The organism is Gluconobacter frateurii (assembly GCF_002723955.1).
GTDB lineage: Bacteria > Pseudomonadota > Alphaproteobacteria > Acetobacterales > Acetobacteraceae > Gluconobacter > Gluconobacter frateurii.
On the sequence record NZ_BEWN01000003.1, the window covers coordinates 442,274 to 461,570 of the forward strand.

Here is a 19,297-nt window from a genome sequence, read left to right on the forward strand (position 1 = left end):
AGAAATGGACCCCGCCACCCGCAATTTATATAGCAAAGCGGTGGAGACACTTGCGAAAGGATCCGCCTATACAGAGTGTGAAATCGCCCAGAAGGTCGCATCTCTCGCTGCAATAGAGCGGGCTAAAACAAGTTCTGATCTGCGCCGATCAGACCCCGGCTATTACCTCTTGGCGGAAGGGCGTCCATGGCTTGAAGCAGAGTTAAAATTTCACGCGCCTCTGCGTGTACAAATTGGTCAGGGCTGCCGTCGGCTTGGCATAACCGGGTACAGCCTGGCGGTAACTTTGCTAACTCTCTTGGTTCTGACAGCCTTTCTATCCCTCATGAATGGCAATCTGTCAGATCGTGTAGTTTTTGCGCTGATTATTCTGGGATTTATCCCGGCAACTGATGCAGTGGTTGCCGGGATAAATCGCTTTCTGATGTGGGCTGTCCGAGTATCAGAACTTCCAGCGCTTGAACTCCGAGAGGGCGTCACAGCACCTCTCAGGACCATGGTTGTCGTCCCTACCCTCCTGACAAGACGATCATCCATTGTGGAAATGGTAAAACGTCTAGAAAAACATTACCTTTCCAGCCGGGACGGCGAGATCTACTTCGCTCTCCTCACAGACTGGACGGACTCTCCCACAGAAAGCCGGAAAGATGATCAGGATCTTCTTGATGTAGCCACCCGAGAAATCGCACGCCTGAATCGGACATATGGCGCCGGCTCTGCCGGTACAAGATTCCTTCTTCTCCATCGCAAGCGTCTTTGGAGCATAAGCGAAGGAAAATGGATCGGATGGGAACGTAAACGTGGTAAATTACACGAACTGAACCGTCTTCTTCGTGGCGCAACCAATACCAGTTTTCTGAACCTCTCCGATCAGCGCATCCCCCAAGACGTACGGTATATCGTGACCGTGGATTCCGATACGCGCCTGCCACATGAGGTTGTCAGGCGTCTCGTCGGGAAGATTGCCCATCCCCTTAATAATGCCCGCTTCGATCCAAAGGAAGGACGCGTCACGGAAGGATACGCGGTTCTTCAGCCTCGCGTTACGCCTTCATTGCCCGAAGCGCGACAAAGCACTCTTTTCCAGAGAGTATTTTCAAGCCCCAATGGAATAGAGCCCTACACGGCTGCTGTATCAGACCTGTATCAGGACATGTTCGCAGAAGGGTCTTTTGCGGGCAAAGGCATTTACGAGATTGACACTTTTGAAGCGGCCCTAGCTGGCAGAGTTCCGGATGGGACACTTCTCAGCCATGATCTCTTCGAAGGCGTATTTGCGCGCGCTGGCTTGGTGACCGACATTGAGGTCATTGAAGAATATCCCACTGACTATCTGGTCTCTGTAACGCGGCTCAACCGCTGGGTTCGCGGAGATTGGCAGCTTCTTCCATGGATATTCTCATGGATGGGTCACTTTCCGACCATTGGAATAAAAACGCGCCCCCTTACAGGCATCGCGCGCTGGAAGATGCTAGATAATCTACGCCGCAGTCTTTCGGCCCCGATGGCTATTGGCGCCCTGTTCGTAGGCTGGTTTCTTGGACTTCATAACGCAGCGGTCTGGAGCCTCTGCATTGTCTCAACAATCGCCATCCCTGCAGCGTTGCCTCTCCTGGTTGATATTATCAGGCGCAGAAGAGGAGAAACATTTCGCAGTTATTTTTCTCTTTTGACAGTCGACCTTAAACGTACGGTGCTGACCACGGCTCTTTGCTTTGCGTTTCTCGCTGACCAGGCGTGCCTTATGGGGGACGCGATTATCCGAACATTGGGGCGGGTCTTCGTTACTCGGAAGCATCTTCTTCAATGGGTTACGGCCGCTCAGGCTACAGAAGCTCCTCGTGAGCAGATGCAGGGTTATTTCCGGCAGATGAGCGGAGCGGTCCTGACTGGCCTTTTGGCAGTGGGCGTTATGTTTGTGGCCGGGCCCTCGGTCTGGATCATCATTCTTCCGTTTGCAATAGCGTGGTGCCTGTCACCGGCGATTGCATGGAAGGCCAGTCAGTATCGTGCCTCTGCCCGCAGACTTGAGGCGACGGACGCGGAAACCGTTTTTATGCGAATGCAGGCACGGCGGACGTGGCGATATTTTGAGACATTCGTCTCCGCCGCCGATCATATGCTGCCGCCAGATAATTTTCAGGAAACGCCTACCCCTCTTGTTGCGCACAGAACGTCCCCCACCAACATGGGACTTTACCTTCTGTCCGTTGTCGCCGCATGTGACTTTGGATGGATCGGCGTAGCGGACGCGACGTCCCGTCTGAGTTCTACCCTCGGGACAATGCTGCAGCTTCCACGCTTCAGAGGCCATTTTTACAACTGGTACAGCACGACTGATCTTTCCCCTCTTCCACCCATTTATGTGTCCACAGTGGATAGTGGCAATCTGGCTGGTCATCTGATTACTTTGGCGGGTGCCTGCGAGGAATGGGTTCAGAAAGGACGAAAATCCGACACCTGGCGCGAAGGTTTGCGAGATACCTTGAACCTGGCGCTTGAAGAAGCAGCCTCAGGAAATGGCATCTTCCGATCCGCTGAACTCCAGCAACTTATTGAAGCCCTTCTTCAGGACATGAAGGATGGCCATGCCAGTCAGATCACACTTGCCTACAGAGTACAGATGCTGGTGAGTCAGGCAGAAGAGCTGGCGCATCTCCTGCAAAGACGTGCCATGGCCGGAAATGCTGGAAAAGGGACGACCGCGACCGGGGCTGAGAACCTTCTTTTCTGGCTGCATGCTGCGCAGAATTGCATACAGAGTGAACGAAGGGATCTCGACGACAATCCTTTACTGCATGACGAGCTTCGTAAAATTGCACAAATCGCAAGGACCACGGCTCTGGAAATGGAGTTTGGTTTTCTCAGAAAATCCGACCGGAAATTACTTTCCATTGGGTTTGCCGTGAATGAAGGTACTCTGGACGACAACTGTTACGACCTTTTGGCGTCAGAAGCTCGGCTCGCTGTCTTTTTTGCGATCGCAAAGGGCGACATTCCTGCCTGGGAATGGTTTCGTCTGGGAAGACCCCTTGCCTCGGTCGCCCATGGAGAAGCTTTGGTTTCCTGGTCGGGGTCAATGTTTGAATATCTCATGCCCTCCCTGATCATGGCCGCGCCATTCGATAGTCTTTTAGAAGAGACCAGCCGGCAGATTGTCCGTCGCCAGATTGAATATGGCCAGTTCTGCGGTGTGCCCTGGGGCATTTCGGAATCAGCCTATAACGCCCGCGATCTGGAGTATAATTATCAGTATTCCGATTTTGGCGTCCCTGGATTGGGGATGAAAAGAGGACTGGCGCAAAATCTGGTTATTGCACCCTATGCCACTGCCTTGGCTGCAATGGTTGATGCGCGGCTGGCCACGGAAAACTTCCGGGCCTTGCAGGCTGCGGGAGCCCAGGGAAATTATGGATTTTATGAAGCCCTGGACTACACAAAAGTGCGTCTGCAATCGAACCAGACCGTCGCAATCATTCATTCGTACATGGCCCACCATCAGGGCATGTCCATTCTCGCAATAGCTGACACGGTGCTGAAAGGACTTATGCGAACCCGCTTTCATGCGGAGCCTATTATAGGAGCAGCGGAACTGCTTCTGCAGGAGCGTGCGCCAACAGGCGGCGCTATTACGACCCCCCTGAAGGAAGAAGAGTTTGCCCCTGCAGCGTTGACTGTACAGGTGCAGTCTGGCGGCCGTCATCTGCATACAGCGGACACGAATGCCCCTGTTACTCATCTCCTTTCAAATGGACGATACAGCGTGATGCTGACGGTCGCTGGATCCGGATACAGCAAGTGGGGCGATCAGGCTGTGACGAGGTGGAGGCAGGACTCTACGCTCGATAACTGGGGGACCTACATTTACCTTCAGACGGCAGGAAACAGTCACTTCTGGACCGCAGGTTTTCAGCCATCTGGATCCAAGGCTGAAAGCTACGACGTCGAATTCCGGGAAGATCGTGCAACCTTCACGCGTCAGGACAATAAGTTCACGACAACGATGGAAGTTCTGGTGTCAGCGGAAGACGATGCAGAACTTCGTCGTATTTCCGTCCGAAACGTCAGCACCTCAACCGCTGAGGTCAGCCTCATGTCCTACATGGAACTTGCGTTGTGCCCGCCTGGTATGGATATCAGCCATCCTGCCTTCGCCAAGATGTTTGTTCAGACAGAGTATCTTTCTTCATCCAGAGCAATCATTGCTACAAGACGGAAAAGAAATCCGTCTGATGCGGAGATCTGGGCAGCGCACCTGATCGTTGGTGGCGATGATCTCTCCATCGAAACTGATCGGGCGAGATTTATCGGCCGTGGGAGGGATTTACGAGAGCCTATTGCAGCCATGGAGGCAGGTCCTCTCTCCGGCTCCACCGGGACCGTGCTTGATCCCGTTTTCTCTGCCCGGTGTAAGCTGACAATTCCCTCACGCTCCACTCGGCATGTGTCATTCTGGACAATTGTTGCATCAACGCGCGAAAAACTGATCCAGAGTATCGAGCGTCACCGGAATGATGCGGATCTTGATCGTGCCCTGACCCTGGCCTGGACGCATGCTCAGGTTCATTTACGCCATCTCGATATCCAGCCCCTACAGGCAGACCTGTTTCAGAAACTGGCCGGATATCTGCTGTTTCCCGGCGCCACCATGCGCTCCTCTGCTTCCCGTATCAAACGCGGCGCGGGTAAACAGTCAGATCTCTGGGGACAAGGCGTTTCTGGCGATTTGCCAATCCTGCTATTGATCATCACTGAGAACGAGGATTTCGACCTTGCCCGAAGCGTTCTCACGGCACACGAATACTTAAATTATAAAGGTTTGGCTTTTGATCTCGTCATTTTGAATGACCATCCGGCGTCTTACGCGCAGGATCTGCAACATGCTCTGGAAGCTCTTGTTCGTTCCGCCGGAAAAGCAGGCACTGTTCGTCTTCTGCGCGGATCGCTCATGTCAGACACGGTCAGGGACCTTCTGTTCTCCGTGGCTTATGTCGTGCTGACGGGTAAGGGAGGAAACCTGCAACATCAGCTGACCCAGATGGAAATGAGGCAACCCGCGAAAGTCGTGCAGTTCCCCATCCGTCCATGCCGGGTTTATCGTGGGCCGCAGGAAACTCTCCGAGCACCTGAGCTTGAGCTGCCAAATGGATATGGAGGCTTTACAGCCGAAGGGAAGGAATATGCCGTCATCATCCGTGGGAAAGTGCGTACCCCTGCCCCTTGGATCAATGTTATTTCCAGTCCTCATTTTGGTTTTCAGGTCTCCGCAGAAGGCAGCAGTTACACATGGTCTGAGAACAGCAAGGAAAACCAGCTGACGCCTTGGTCTAATGATCCGGTCATTAACCCAACTGGTGAAGCTTTTTATTTATGTGATGAGGAAAGCCGACAGTTCTGGTCGCCTGTGGCTGCCATTTGCTCTGATGACAATGCAGTTTATGTTTGCCGACATGGGCGTGGATACAGTCAGTTTGATCGCCATGCGAACAATATTGCGACGACACTTCTCCAATATGTTCCGCTTGAAGATCCGGTAAAAATTTCCAGACTGAAACTGACCAACACGTCCTCTCGGACACGGACTTTGAGAGTTACAACCTACACGGAATGGGTATTGGGGCAGTCTCGCAACACGACCGCACCCTTTATTTTTACAGAACAGGATGCTGACAGTGGCGCTCTGTTCGTCAGGAACAAATGGGGCGAGACGTTTGGTGACCGGGTAGCGTTTGTGGATCTGGCCGGTCAGCAAACTTCGAGCACGGATGACAGAGGCACATTCCTTGGTCGAAATGGCACTCTTTCCGCCCCTAAAGCCATTGTTCAGGGGGGGCCCCTTGAAGGCATCGTCGGAGCAGGAATTGATCCATGTGCAGCCTTGCAGACTGTAGTTACCCTTGAACCGGGAGAAAGCACCGAAATTGTCTTTCTGCTAGGCCAGGGTCAAAACTCAGACCATGCCCGTCAGATTGTTCGCCGGTATAGAAGCGCAGATCTGGATACGGTTCTGGAGGAGGTGCATCGCAGATGGGACACGATAACGGGGGTCGTTCAGGTCCATACGCCTGATCGCGCCATGGATCTCATGCTGAATGGCTGGCTGCTGTATCAGTCCCTTTCCAGTCGCATCTGGGCACGGGCAGGCTTTTATCAGGCCAGCGGTGCTTATGGCTTTCGAGATCAGTTGCAAGACGGAATGTCGCTCGTTCTGGCCGCTCCTCAACTGGTGCGGGAGCACCTTCTTCGGGCGGCTTCCCGACAGTTTCCAGAGGGGGACGTTCAACACTGGTGGCTCCCTCAGAAAGGCAACGGTGTTCGCACAAGGATTTCTGATGATTGCGCCTGGCTTGCCTATACAGTCGCGCATTACGTTCGCGTCAGTGGCGACATAACCGTTCTGGATGAGGAAATTCCGCTCCTTGAGGCGCCGGTTTTGGCTGAGGGAGAGCACGAACGCTTCCTTCAGCCCGCAATAACAGACGAGATGGCGTCTCTCTATTCTCACTGTGTCCTGGCTCTCGATCACAGTTTGCAAAGAGGAATTCATGGTCTTCCGCTCATGGGAACCGGTGACTGGAATGACGGAATGAACCGTGTCGGCGAAGCAGGCCGCGGGGAAAGTGTCTGGCTGGGCTGGTTCGTTCACGCCACCTTGTCGGCCTTCCTCCCACTCGCTCAGGCTCGACAGGATACTGATCACGTCGTGAAGTGGACACGGATCATGAAGGAACTTGAAGCCGCGCTGGACGCAGCCTGGGATGGGGCCTGGTATCGGCGTGCCTATTTTGATGACGGCAGCCCTCTGGGTAGTAATGCAAACAGTGAGGGCCGCATTGATGCCATAGCTCAGTCCTGGGCCGTGATTTCAGGAGCCGGATCTGCTGAACGGGCAAAGCAGGCCATGCAGGCCGTTCAGGAACAGCTTGTTGACCTGAACCGGGAGATCATCATGGTTTTGACGCCGCCTTTTGATACGTCAGAGCCCGACCCGGGCTATATTCGAGGCTACCCGCCAGGTATTCGGGAAAATGGCGGTCAATATACCCATGCAGCTCTATGGACAGTTATGGCAACTGCTCTTCTTGGGGAGGGCGATGCGGCGCATGACATGTTTTCAACGCTCAATCCCATTCATCACTCCCGGGATCAGGAGGCAGCAGACCGCTACAAGGTCGAACCCTATGTCGTCGTCGCGGACGTTTATTCCTCCAGTCCGCATGTCGGGCGTGGCGGATGGTCTTGGTACACAGGATCGGCAGGATGGATGCAACGCGTTGGAGTTGAGACGTTGCTAGGTGTCCACATCGAAGGGAATATGTTGTCACTCAAGCCGTGCATCCCTTCAGAATGGCCATCCTATGAAGTGCGGCTGAGGTGGAAAACATCGGAATATCATATTCAGATAGAAAATCCTGACCACGTCTGCGAAGGAAATCTCTTTATAATGGTCGATGGAAAGCAGGTTGAACTCAGACAACCGATCCACCTGGAAGACGACGGTCTTACGCATAGTATGAACATATTTCTTAAGAGACAGAGAGCTTCCTCTTCATCGGACTGATGTCTTACCGTAAACTAACTCCTCTCCGAAAAGTATATGGAGTTCTAAAATCGTATTTATAATACATTAATACCATTCGATTTCACTAAACGTGTTCCGATTCAGTGATGGGAGCGTTTCTCCTCAAACATCTGTCTTGTTCATTACATCCGAAAAGTCTGAATTTCATTCGGTCACACGACCGCCTTGAGGAAAGCGGCGTGTCCGGTTTGGGAGATGCAGGAGGAGAACCGCACGTCGATGATCTATGTCTTATCGACAAGACGATCCTGCGTCTTCATTTCGAAATCAGAAGCGTCGTGACGTTCATGAAGCTGGCTTGAGAGGTCTCCGGATGTCCGGTTGACCATACGGCCACGCTGAACGGCTGGTCGTTCCAGAAGTCTGTCTGCCCATGCCCTGAGATGGGGATAGTCCTGAACGCTCAGGAACGTGGCCGCATCATTGTAGAGCCAACCCTCTACCAGGCCACCATACCACGGAAAAACGGCGATATCGGCAATTGTATACTCTTCGCCAGCTATGAAGGGGCTTTCCGCGAGACGCCGATCAAGCACATCCAGCTGGCGCTTGGCTTCCATGGCAAAACGATTAATCGCGTATTCGATTTTCTCTGGCGCGTAAGCATAGAAGTGTCCAAAACCGCCACCAATATAAGGTGCACTACCTACCTGCCAGAATAGCCAGTTCAGGCATGCCGTCCGATGAGCGATATCCTTGGGGATGAAGGCACCAAATTTTTCAGCCAGATACAGCAGGATTGACCCGGACTCAAAAACGGCCAGAGGCTGATCGCCGCTGTGATCGACCAGGGCTGGAATCTTGGAATTCGGATTGATCTCCGTAAAGCCGGAGCCGAACTGATCCCCTTCGCCAATGCGAATAAGCCAAGCGTCGTATTCGGCCTGTGTATGACCGGCGGCAAGCAGTTCCTCAAGCAGGATCGTGACTTTGACGCCATTGGGTGTGCCAAGGGAATAGAGCTGAAGGGGGTGCCGTCCAACTGGCAGTGTCTGCTCATGGGTGGCCCCGGCAGTCGGGCGGTTCGTACTGGCGAATTTACCGCCACTTGGTGCCGTCCATGTCCAGACTTTGGGAGGTTTATAATCGGAGGGTCCGCTCATGACGCTGTTCCTTTTGACACTGGGGAGAAACTGGTCGGGTGCATGGCTCGGCGCGCGTCTTGATCCATGATTACCTTGGACATATGTCCGGTCATGATTGCATGCATTTAGTCAGCCGCCAGACACAGGTTCATCACATTCATGAGACGCGCCAGATTAAGACAATGTTCAAACGGGCCCATCTACGTTTTATCACCATGCTGCCCGGTCCAGCCAAGCCTATGCAAGCAATTTACCGATCGTATAACGATCATCAACAATGAAAGGTTGATCGTCCCGAGGATCGTTCAGGGCCAGATAAAGGTGCTTCCGAGACTTGTCCTGTTTTCTGGCCCACATAAGGGGGGAATGGCTTTGAAATCGAACAATGTTGCGATGCTGCGGTGTGGGCCTTCAGTCGCTACCTGTTTAGTCCCGCGCTCTTCTGGGGACGCAGAAACACTGCATGGTCTCCGAGGGCAAGCTTGTTTCGGCCCGTATGCTGGTCAATGGCATCTCGATCCTGATTGACCGCACGATCAGGGGCTATACCTGCTCTCATGTGGAACTGGAGAGCCATGCAGCCTGTGTAGGATGAAAACGCCCCGCACCGAGAGCTATCTGGGGACCGGTAACCGCAGCCAGCTCAACCACCTCACTTTGACGGCTCTTTTTGGCGGTTCGAAAGCAAGGGGGTCGAAAATGCTTCCACGTAAGCCAGCCGGTGCGATTGTCTCACCGATCCATACCGGTTTTGCGCACAGGCTGCAGGCGCTGCGCCTCAACTGATCACGGATCCGGATCTGGTCACGAACTCTGGTAAGATCATCCACGCCGCTGCGTCAGACGAACAACCGGGCCATGTTCATGATCCGCGCGAATGTTGCGACTGTGCGTGTGGTTTTGCGCACCAGCCGTTCGAGCGATAGGATCGGGATCCGGCGTGATCTCGGCGTTCTTGTCGGGGATGTGTCGCTCTTTAAGGCCAGTTGCCTGCCTCGGACCCAGCAGGACTGGGCGGTAACGGGCCAGCTTCTACCCTCTGAAAGCCAGAGGCGACCTGACAAAATTTCCTGCTTCGAACCGCAGAGCCATGCAGGCCGAGCGAGATACAATGGCGGCTGTTTTCGTCAGGCTCTGCAGATCCCCGGGGTTCATACCAGTCATTCCCTCACGTACAGCCCGCAACGCTCCCCAGAAAACAGATAGAGAGGCTATCACCGCCAGAACCGCATACCATGCATGCTCACCTCTCCTCAGTCTTGCAGGCGCGGCTCCGGGTCAGCGCTTTCGTCAACGCGTTCTAGGCAACACGGTTGATTTGGTCAGCCCCCCAGACATAGGCCGCAGATCCCTGGTGAAACAGTGTGGCAAGAGCGGGATCAGAAATATCCAGGCCGCCGGTATATGAACCAAATGCTGGTAGAATAAGGCGGTCATTGCCTGTGATAAAGCAGGCACGGCGCATAACATGCCCCCTGATCCGTATTCTGACCTTCGGATGCAGATGGCCCGCCAGTTCCGCTTTACCAGCCGGAATTCTTGCAGAAGGAATATGGCGAAAGATCAGATTGCCAGACTGATATTCATTGAGCCATTCACCCCCAATGTTGGCAATCGGTGCCGCGTCATGGTTACCTGTAATCCATAAGATGGCTGCTTTTCGAAGCGTAGTATCAAGCAGGGCTTTTTCCTCATCGAGAAGGCGCTCTCCCGCTCCCGGATCATGAAAGCTGTCTCCCAGCGCTACCAGAAGCCGGGGGGAACAAGATTCTACAAGCCGCAATACCTTCTCAAGCGTCGAAATCGTATCGCCGGGCGGAAGCAATAATCCGCGAGACCGGGCCGAGGTTCCTTTCCCCAGGTGAAGATCAGCCACCACGAGTGTCTGCGTTGCCGGTAGGAAAACGGCCCCTCCGGGCAGAAGCCATATCTGCTCACCAGCCAGTATGATCTCGCGAAAATTCATGCTTTCCCTGCCAAGGCATAGAGCTTGTCTGCCTCTGCCAGAAGGTAGTCTTCCCCTTCTCCTCCCCGGATTTTTTCGCGTCCCTGCTCAAGAAGCACGGGGACTGAAAGCGGCGAGACATGGGAAAGACTGACATGCTCGATATGCCCGTAAAGACGATCCAGCATTTGTGACAGACGCCCCAGATCGGTCAGACCTTCCTCTGCCTGAAGGCGTGTCGCACGCAGGAGAATATGATCGGGATCGTATTTTCGAAGCACGTCATAAAGAAGGTCACTGCTAATCGTCATCTGGCGTCGGTTTTTCTCTCTTCCCGGATAATTGCGTTCTATCAGCCCGGCGATGATGGCAACGTCCCGAAAAGTACGGCGGAGCATGGCACTTTCGGATAGCCAGTCTGTCAGATTGCCTCCTAGCAGATCTCGGCTGAACAGGTCCGTCATGGAGCCTGTTGGGTGGACGCACCAGCACGCGACCACATAGTCGTTGGCCACAAAGCCCAGAGGGCCTTTGCCAGTCTCCTCCAGCTTTTTTGTCAGGAGAAGCCCCAGAGTCTGATGCGCATTTCGCCCTTCAAAGGGGTACGCCACAATGTAATGCCACCCTCGATGAGGAAAAGTCTCGATCAGAAAGTTTTCCGGCCCGGGCAGATGTGAGCGCTTGGACTGCAGGGTGAGCCAGTCCTGCACAGACTTCGGCAGTACCGTCCATGCGGTTGGTGTATGCAGAATCTCACGAACATGTCTGGCCAGACCGGGTGAAATGGAAAGCTGATTGCCGCCATATACCGGCACCCTCGGGTCCTTGCCTCGGCCACGGGCTGCCTGAACGGTCGTATCGTGCAGTCCCAGAAACTCCAGGAGCTCCCCGCCCAGCAGGAAGGTATCGCCCGGAACGAGCGTCGAGGCGAAATACTCGTCTATCTCTCCATAGGCTTTTCCCCGTCGGGATTTGACGCGTAACATCGGAGTATCGACGATGGTGCCGATATTCATTCGAAACTGTCGGATGATCTGCTCACTTCTAACCCACAGTTGCCCTAGTGAGTCCCTGAAAAGACGCTGATGACGTTCATAGGCCTGCAAGGCATAGCCACCGTCTTCGACAAATCGAACGACCTCATCGAAATCTGTACGTGAAATCTGGCTATAGGGCGCAGTCTGACGAATTTCTTCATACAGAACGTCGGGGAAAAACGGTCCTGCGCAGGCTGTGACCAGCACATGCTGAGCGAGAACATCCAAGGCCCCGGCACGAGGCGGATCACCGTCGAGTTCATGCTGAAGAACCGCCTCTCTGGCTGCTTCACATTCCAGAACTTCAAACCGGTTGGCCGGAGCAAGAAGCGCACGCGATGGCTCGTCCATCCGGTGATTGGCCCGGCCGATCCGCTGTGTCAGGCGGGAGATCTGCTTCGGTGCCCCCACCTGAATGATCTGATCCACTGCCCCCCAATCCAGCCCCAGATCCAGCGAAGACGTAGCCACGACCGCCCGCAGAGCGCCTTGAGCCATGGCTTCTTCCACTTTTGCCCGACGCACTGCGTCCAGACTGCCATGATGAAGCCCGATGGGCAGATTGTCCGCATTGTCTTTCCACAGAGCCTGAAACAGCAGTTCTGCCTGCGCCCGGCTGTTGACGAACACGATCGTCAGGCGTGCACGGGCAATTTCCGTCAGGATCGCAGTGGCGCTTCCCAGCCCCATGCGGCCCGCCCAGGGAAGATAACCCCGCTTATCAGGCAAAAGCACATGAACGTCCGGCCGCACCCCGTCTTCCGCTTTGACAAGACGGACGCCAGCGGCTTTGCCCGTCGGGGAAACCCAAGCCGCCATGGCGGAAGGGTGCGCTACGGTTGCGGATAAACCATTGATCCGGAGCGATGGCGAAAACACCCTCAAACGGCTGGCACAGAGAGCGAGCTGGTCTCCCCTTTTTGTACCAGCAAGCGCATGAACCTCGTCGATGATCAGAACTCTGAGCGTGGAGAAATACGCTCCCGCGTCCGGGTATGACAAAAGCAGCGCCAGACTCTCCGGTGTCGTCAGGAGAATATTCGGCGGGTTCTTCTGTTGCCGCTTCCGGCGTGCTCCGGACGTATCTCCACTGCGCACTTCAACACGAACCGGAAGGTCCATGTCCCTGATGGGGCGGGACAGATTTTCTGCAATATTGGTCGAAAGCGCCTTCAGCGGACTGACATAGAGTGTGTGCAGTCCAGAATATGAACCTTCTGCCAATTCGATGAGGCTGGGCAAAAAGCCTGCCAATGTCTTCCCCCCACCCGTTGGCGCGATGAGAAGGGCAGACACTCCCTCCTCTGCGGCCTGAAGCATCGCGAGCTGATGAGATCGGGGGGACCAACCCTGTCTGGAAAACCAGTCCTGAAAAGGTTCGGGAAGATGTTTGCTCATTAGCTCAAGGAACGCGCATGCGTTTCGCGGGTTCTTTCCCTGTTCTTGCACGACTGACGGAGAAGACTGGGTGGAGTGGCTTGAGTTAAAACCGGAAGGGCTCTTCTGTGCACCCGGTGCCTTCTATATCGACCCACTCCAGCCAGTGGCCCATGCCGTCATTACGCATGGTCATTCTGATCATGCCCGACCCGGCCATGATCTTGTCACCGCAACACCCGAAACCCTGGCCATCATGCGTCTGAGGATGGGCGAAGACCGCGCCGGTCAGAGCCAGCAAGCACTTGGATATGGAGACGTCATATCCATTGGAGAGGTTCGGCTCTGGCTTGCACCTGCCGGACATGTTCTAGGAAGCGCGCAAGTTGTCATGGAATACCGTGGACAACGCGCCGTAGTCAGCGGCGACTACAAACGTGCCCTAGATCCAACATGTGAGCCCTTTGAAGTCGTGCCCTGTGATCTTTTCGTAACGGAAGCCACGTTTGGGCTGCCAGTCTTTCGCTTACCGGATCCCGCCCATGAGATTGCCAAACTGCTGCATGACGTATGCCTGTTTCCAGAGCGCACGCATGTCGTGGGCTGTTATGCGCTCGGCAAGTGCCAGCGTCTGATCGCATTACTTCGGGACGGTGGCTATCACGAACCTCTCTGGCTCCACGGCGCCCTCCTGCCGATGTGCAACCTCTACGAAAGTTTTGGTATCCCGTTAGGGGATCTGCGTTCAGCAACGGCTGCGGAGAAAGGTGAGATGCGCGGGGGTATTGTCCTCGCGCCTCCATCGGCGATTGCAGACCGCTGGGCGCGTCGGTTGCCAGACCCTGTTGTCTGTCTGGCATCAGGCTGGATGCATGTCCGCCAGAGAGCAAAGGCGCATGGGGTCGAACTCCCTGTCGTCATCAGCGACCATGCCGACTGGGATGCCCTGCTGGAAACGTGTCAGGCAACGGGGGCAAAGGAAATCTGGGTCACCCACGGCCGCGAGGACGCGCTGATTTATGCGTTAGGCAAAATGCAGATCCGCGGCCGCGCGTTGCGGCTTCTGGGCTACGAGGAAGAGGATGAACAGGCGGAACAGGGAGCGTCGGCATGATCGAATTTGCCACCTTACTGGAACGTCTGGCCTTTACCCCCTCTCGGAATATGAAGCTCGCACTTCTTAAAGAATATTTCTCCATGGCGCCCGATCCTGACCGGGGATACGCATTGGCTGCGATGGCAGGAAGCCTGTCCTTCGCAGCAGCCAAGCCTGCCATGCTGCGGGCGCTGGCCATGGAACGCATCGATCCAGAACTCTTTACCTGGTCCTACGATTACGTCGGAGATCTTGCGGAGACAGTTGCGCTGATCTGGCGGCGGGAAACCCCTGATCAGGACACGCCTGCGGCACCCGGTCTGGCCGAGGTCGTTCACACACTGGAACGCCTTCCAAAAACGGACGTTCCAGATGTTGTAAGGGAATGGCTGGATGCATGCGATGCCTCCTCCCGGTATGCCCTCCTCAAGCTCATTACTGGCTCGCTTCGCGTTGGCGCGTCAGCCCGGTTGGCGAAGACGGCCCTTGCAGAGTTAGCGTCCGTGGCTGCGGATGACATTGAGGAAGTCTGGCACGGCCTTGAAGCGCCTTATGGGCCCCTCTTCGCATGGATAGAAGGAAAAGGGCCGAAACCCGATGCAAAGGATGCTCCGGTTTTCCGACCACCTATGCTGGCCCAGCCCTTGGAAAACGTTGACCTGACAGCATTCAATCCGGGGGAATGGCGCGCGGAATGGAAATGGGACGGTATCCGAGTTCAGCTTGTTTCCACGCCTCAGGGGGAACGTGTCTACACGCGCACGGCAGAAGATATCGGAAAGGCTTTTCCGGACGTGCTTGCCACGATGCAGGATCTGGGCAGCAGGGTCGTTCTGGATGGTGAGCTTCTGGTGGTCCAGGGAGGTATTGTCGCTCCATTTGCTGAGCTTCAACAGAGACTGAACCGTAAGTCGCCAACAGCCTCCATGCTCCGGGACATGCCAGCAGGCATCCGGCTGTATGATATCCTGTTTGAAGATGGAGAAGACCTGCGCTCCCTGCCCTTCGACATCAGAAGGCAGCGGCTGGAAAGCTGGTTCTCACGGCTAAACCCACCAAGAATGGCCCTGTCAGAGCTCATTGCGTTCCAGAACTTCGACGACCTGGCCAAGCTTCGCGAGAATGCAAGGAGCGAGGGCATTGAAGGATTGATGCTGAAAAAGGCTGACAGTCCATATGTTCCGGGTCGTCCACGGGGCCCATGGTGGAAATGGAAACGTGAGCCACTCACGGTCGATGCCATTGTCATGTATGCACAACGCGGGCATGGCAAACGCAGCAGCTTCTATTCCGACTACACGTTTGGCTTATGGCGCACCGTGGACGGAGAACGCGAGCTTGTTCCGATCGGTAAAGCTTACTCAGGTTTTACCGATGAAGAGCTAAAATTCCTGGACAAGTGGGTCCGTGATCATACGACCAAGCGTTTTGGCCCGGTTCGGGAAGTAGCGCACGGGCTTGTTCTGGAAATTGCCTTCGATGCCGCTCAGTATTCCAAACGTCACAAGAGCGGCGTAGCGCTCCGTTTTCCGCGTGTTGCGCGTATTCGCCGTGACAAGCCTGTGGAGGACGCTGACACCCTTGAAGCATTTATTCGGGCGTTTCTATGAGTGGAAAGCTGCTTCGGGTGGGTATGAAAAATCCGGAGACACAATGAGGCGTTAGTAAGAAGCCGGCCAGTACTGTCGCTGTCCCGGAAAGACTACAGGGTTGAGAACAGACTATGAGCAAGCGCATCTGGACCATGACCCTAGGGGGCGCACTCATGTCTTCTGGCGCCGTACTGGCCCTGAGCCGGATCAGAACAGGATCGTATGGTCCGGGGGTAAACTGCACTGCGCATTGGCTACATGGCAAGCAAGCCGCCAAGGTCAAACAACTGGATTTTCGCCATTCTCTGCCAGGAATAGCTACCAATGCAGCAGCTGTTTTCTTCTGGAGCTGGTTCTACGACAAGGCCTTGGGCAAAAATCCAACCATAATTCGTGCGGTAACCGTCACGGTTCTTCTCGGCCCGGTTTCCTGTCTGATAGATTACAAGGCGACCCCCAAGCGCTTTACGCCGGGCTGGGAACTTGTCTTTTCCCGCGCGGATATGGCGACGATCTATCTCTCCATGGTCATTGGCATGGCCTTGGGCCCAGGACTCATTCGAACGAAAACCCGAGCCTGCTTGTGATCTGATGTTCTGCCGTGTTCACATCACAAGCTCAGATGATTACGGGGGTGTGCAACTTCACAAAACTTCTGTCCGGAAGCGGGTTTGTCGCAAGCAGCTTCGCCTGCCTCCAGATAACTTTTCAAAGCCAACGATAGACCAATGATATCTGGAAAAACCCAGATCTCGCTATTATGGCAGCAAGGGAATAATTTCCCTTGCTGCATCGAAGGCCTACTGAAGTGTGGCGTAGAAGATACGATATGCGGTCTGTACACCGGCATCACAAACCGAAGCGATCTTTCAGTCTTCCTCGTACGATCCCGGCAATCACGCCGGCTTTCCAGCCGAAGTGCAAGGGCACAGGCTTGATTGGCTGAGCCGGGAATAATGGCTCTCCACCTTGAAGCACATCGGCAAGGTTCTGGCCCATGAGCGTTGCCATGGCCACACCACGTCCGTTGTATCCCAGACAGGCCACCAGCCCCCGAGCTGGTTCGTGATAATGGGGATAGTGATCCAGTGTCATGGCTAACTGGCCATTCCAGCCAGAAGTCCATTGTATGGTTTTCAGTTCCGGCCAGAGCTTGAGCGCACGTGCTTTCAGATACGGAAAAGCGTCTGGCCCATGCAGGTCGTGAGAGGCGGACCGCCCTCCCATGAGGAAGCGCCCCTGAGCATCTACCCGATAATAGGTGGTGATTTCCCCCAGTTCATAAACCACTTCACGTTTGGCCAGAATTTTAGCGCGCAGAGCCCCAGGAAGGGGCTCAGTGGCAACAATGGCGCTGAATAGCGGAATGATGGATCGCCGCATTTTATCCAGAAGACGACCAGAATACCCGTTGGTCGCCATCACGACCGACTGGGCGACTACTTCGCCTCGATCGGTCGCAACGGCCCACCCCGTCCCACGGCGAACGACGGACCTCACTCTCGATTGATCATGGATACGGGCCCCAGCGGATATCGCCGCTTTTGCGAGACCTCTGGTATAGGCCAGAGGGTCAATCTGCCCTCCCCGTGCATCAATCATTCCCCCCGCATACACAGATGCCCCCGTGCGCTGCATCATGTCGGCGGCGGTCAGCCACGTTGCCGGACCACTGTAATTTTCACACTGACGGGTCAGCTCTCTCAGAGCGTCAAGCTGGCTGCTTGCGGTTGCTGCGCGAATTGTTCCACCACGAGCCGCATCACAATCAATGCTATGACGGGCAATGAGGTCAAAGACCAGGTCAGGTGCATTCCACGCATTGTCGACGAGGCGTGCACCAATTGTGGGACCAAAATCCTTCAAAACCTGTTCTGGCGGTGTTTTGAGGCCAGGATTAACCTGACCGCCATTTCGACCCGACGCTCCCCAGCCGGGCTCGTGAGTATCCAGAACGACAACATCTTTCCCGACCTCAGCAAGATGCAGAGCGGTTGAAATTCCTGTAAGACCAGCCCCGATGACGACCGTCTCCGCACTTGTTTGCCCCGCGAGAGGCGCAAGAGACAAACCGGGTCCTTTCCGGGCATAGAGACTGGGAATCATCTGAAGGGTCCTCTCCCTATTTTCAGGCGCCGTAGCCGATGATGGCCTTGATTTCCACAAAGTCTGCCAGTCCCCAGCGAGAACATTCACGACCATTTCCCGACTGCCCATATCCGCCGAACGGCGCGGCTACAGTCCAGTCTGCACCGTTAATATTGACGTTTCCCGCCCTTAGCCGACGTGCAACCTTGCGGGCATGAGACAGATCGCCAGACTGAACATACGCGGCCAGTCCGTAAGGGGTGTCATTGGCAATCCGGATCGCATGTTCTTCATCGTCATAGGCGATGATTGACAGAACAGGCCCAAAGATTTCCTCACGAGAGACGGTCATCTCCGGCTGGACGTTTCCGAACACGGTTGGACGCACATAGTAGCCCGTTTCAAGACCCGGTGGCTTACCCGTCCCTCCCGTTACCAGTGTAGCCCCCTCGTCAATCCCTTTTTGAATCAACGCCTGAATGCGTTTGTACTGGATTTCACTGACAACGGGGCCAAGCTGTGTGTCTTCTGAGGTTGGAGAACCCACCCTGAAAGAGTCTGCGGTCTCTTTGGCAATTTCCATAGCTTCGCCCATACGATTACGCGGGACGAGCAGGCGGGTCGGTGCATCACAGGATTGGCCGGAATTGCTGTAGCAGCCTTTCACGCCACGTCGGATTGCATCTGCAAAATCGGCGTCTGGCAGAACAATATTTGGGGATTTTCCGCCCAGTTCCTGATGCACGCGCTTGACTGTATCGGCCGCCAGCTTTGCAACGGCAATTCCTGCCCGCGTAGAACCTGTAATGGAGATCATATCGATATCCGGGTGCTGGGCAAGCGCTTCCCCTACTACGGGCCCGTCACCGTTAACCATGTTAAACACGCCAGGCGGCACACCGGCCTCATCAAGGATTTCTGCAAAAACGAGCGCACTGAGCGGTGCTATTTCACTCGGCTTCAGAACCATTGTGCAGCCCGCTGCCAAAGCAGGCGCAACCTTGCAGACGATCTGGTTCATCGGCCAGTTCCACGGCGTTATGAGCCCACAGACACCAACCGGCTCGCGCGTGATGAGAATATCGCCCTGTAGCTCATCGAAAACAAAAGTTTTGAGCGCGGAGATCATTTCCTCCAGATGCGCCATGCCAGCCCAACTCTGACTATCTCGGGCGCGTGCAATGGGCGACCCCATTTCAAGGGAAATTGCCTGCGCCATATCCTCGGTGCGGCGCTTGTAAATATGCAGGATGCGTTCAAGAACGGCCAGACGATCCTCTCGTGTGGATGTCGACCAAACTGGAAAGGCTGCGTGAGCCGCTTTGACCGCCAGATCGACGTCTGTCGCATCTCCCAGCGCAATCTGGCTGCACGGCCGTTCTGTTGCCGGGTTAATGACGTCAATAACGTGTGTTCCGTGAGGCTTGACCCACTGACCGTTGATATAGAATTCGAGAGAGTGTGACATGGACGCAGGAACTCCTTGTGGATCGTG

The 19,297-nt window shown here is 55.0% G+C and carries 11 protein-coding genes; 6 read left to right on the forward strand and 5 right to left on the reverse strand.

Going from position 1 to position 19,297, the window contains the following annotated elements:
* Positions 1-40: 40 nt before the first annotated feature.
* The gene (locus GFR01_RS10575) at positions 41-7,561 is read left to right on the forward strand and encodes a GH36-type glycosyl hydrolase domain-containing protein (protein ID WP_244902252.1); all 7,521 of its coding nucleotides are present in this window, start codon (positions 41-43) and stop codon (positions 7,559-7,561) included.
* Positions 7,562-7,806: 245 nt separating this feature from the next.
* On the opposite strand, the gene yghU is transcribed toward GFR01_RS10575, so the two are convergent.
* Positions 7,807-8,685, reverse strand: a complete 879-nt coding sequence (yghU, locus tag GFR01_RS10580; RefSeq protein ID WP_099182432.1) for a glutathione-dependent disulfide-bond oxidoreductase — start codon at positions 8,683-8,685, stop codon at positions 7,807-7,809.
* A 445-nt stretch (positions 8,686-9,130) separates the two neighbouring features.
* Here yghU and GFR01_RS15995 point away from each other — a divergent pair, with 445 nt between their 5' ends.
* Positions 9,131-9,262: a Hint domain-containing protein gene (locus GFR01_RS15995; protein ID WP_244902253.1), complete on the forward strand. Its 132-nt coding sequence runs from the start codon at positions 9,131-9,133 to the stop codon at positions 9,260-9,262.
* Positions 9,259-9,453 (forward strand): hypothetical protein, encoded by a 195-nt coding sequence (locus tag GFR01_RS16000; protein ID WP_244902254.1) that lies wholly within the window; start codon positions 9,259-9,261, stop codon positions 9,451-9,453. Before GFR01_RS15995 ends, GFR01_RS16000 begins: the two co-directional genes overlap by 4 nt.
* A 514-nt stretch (positions 9,454-9,967) precedes the next feature.
* On the opposite strand, the gene pdeM is transcribed toward GFR01_RS16000, so the two are convergent.
* Both pdeM and GFR01_RS10595 read right to left on the reverse strand, forming a co-directional pair.
* The gene (pdeM, locus tag GFR01_RS10590) at positions 9,968-10,633 is read right to left on the reverse strand and encodes a ligase-associated DNA damage response endonuclease PdeM (RefSeq protein WP_099182433.1); all 666 of its coding nucleotides are present in this window, start codon (positions 10,631-10,633) and stop codon (positions 9,968-9,970) included.
* Positions 10,630-13,047 carry a ligase-associated DNA damage response DEXH box helicase gene (locus GFR01_RS10595; RefSeq protein WP_099182434.1) on the reverse strand — a complete coding sequence of 806 codons (2,418 nt, stop codon included), beginning with the start codon at positions 13,045-13,047 and terminating at the stop codon, positions 10,630-10,632. The genes pdeM and GFR01_RS10595 overlap by 4 nt, the downstream gene beginning before the upstream one ends.
* 70 nt (positions 13,048-13,117) lie before the next feature.
* Here GFR01_RS10595 and GFR01_RS10600 point away from each other — a divergent pair, with 70 nt between their 5' ends.
* From GFR01_RS10600 to GFR01_RS10610, 3 genes are all read left to right on the forward strand, one after another.
* The gene (locus GFR01_RS10600) at positions 13,118-14,140 is read left to right on the forward strand and encodes a ligase-associated DNA damage response exonuclease (RefSeq protein WP_099182435.1); all 1,023 of its coding nucleotides are present in this window, start codon (positions 13,118-13,120) and stop codon (positions 14,138-14,140) included.
* Positions 14,137-15,732, forward strand: a complete 1,596-nt coding sequence (locus GFR01_RS10605; RefSeq protein ID WP_099182436.1) for a cisplatin damage response ATP-dependent DNA ligase — start codon at positions 14,137-14,139, stop codon at positions 15,730-15,732. The genes GFR01_RS10600 and GFR01_RS10605 overlap by 4 nt, the downstream gene beginning before the upstream one ends.
* Positions 15,733-15,845: 113 nt before the next feature.
* Entirely contained in the window at positions 15,846-16,301 is a 456-nt protein-coding gene (locus tag GFR01_RS10610) for a hypothetical protein (protein ID WP_244902255.1), read from the forward strand.
* A gap of 262 nt (positions 16,302-16,563) precedes the next feature.
* Here the strand turns inward: GFR01_RS10610 and GFR01_RS10615 are convergent, their stop codons facing one another.
* Both GFR01_RS10615 and GFR01_RS10620 read right to left on the reverse strand, forming a co-directional pair.
* Positions 16,564-17,820: an NAD(P)/FAD-dependent oxidoreductase gene (locus GFR01_RS10615; RefSeq protein ID WP_099182437.1), complete on the reverse strand. Its 1,257-nt coding sequence runs from the start codon at positions 17,818-17,820 to the stop codon at positions 16,564-16,566.
* 22 nt (positions 17,821-17,842) lie between these two features.
* Positions 17,843-19,270 (reverse strand): aldehyde dehydrogenase family protein, encoded by a 1,428-nt coding sequence (locus tag GFR01_RS10620; protein ID WP_099182438.1) that lies wholly within the window; start codon positions 19,268-19,270, stop codon positions 17,843-17,845.
* Positions 19,271-19,297: the final 27 nt, after the last annotated feature.

Bases quoted from the DNA above. Each gene is read 5' to 3' on its own strand.
- yghU (WP_099182432.1), bottom strand. From the start codon at position 8,685: ATGAGCGGACCCTCCGATTATAAACCTCCCAAAGTCTGGACATGGACG.
- GFR01_RS15995 (WP_244902253.1), top strand. From the start codon at position 9,131: ATGGTCTCCGAGGGCAAGCTTGTTTCGGCCCGTATGCTGGTCAATGGC.
- GFR01_RS16000 (WP_244902254.1), top strand. From the start codon at position 9,259: ATGAAAACGCCCCGCACCGAGAGCTATCTGGGGACCGGTAACCGCAGC.
- pdeM (WP_099182433.1), bottom strand. From the start codon at position 10,633: ATGAATTTTCGCGAGATCATACTGGCTGGTGAGCAGATATGGCTTCTG.
- GFR01_RS10595 (WP_099182434.1), bottom strand. From the start codon at position 13,047: ATGAGCAAACATCTTCCCGAACCTTTTCAGGACTGGTTTTCCAGACAG.
- GFR01_RS10605 (WP_099182436.1), top strand. From the start codon at position 14,137: ATGATCGAATTTGCCACCTTACTGGAACGTCTGGCCTTTACCCCCTCT.
- GFR01_RS10610 (WP_244902255.1), top strand. From the start codon at position 15,846: ATGAGCAAGCGCATCTGGACCATGACCCTAGGGGGCGCACTCATGTCT.
- GFR01_RS10615 (WP_099182437.1), bottom strand. From the start codon at position 17,820: ATGATTCCCAGTCTCTATGCCCGGAAAGGACCCGGTTTGTCTCTTGCG.
- GFR01_RS10620 (WP_099182438.1), bottom strand. From the start codon at position 19,270: ATGTCACACTCTCTCGAATTCTATATCAACGGTCAGTGGGTCAAGCCT.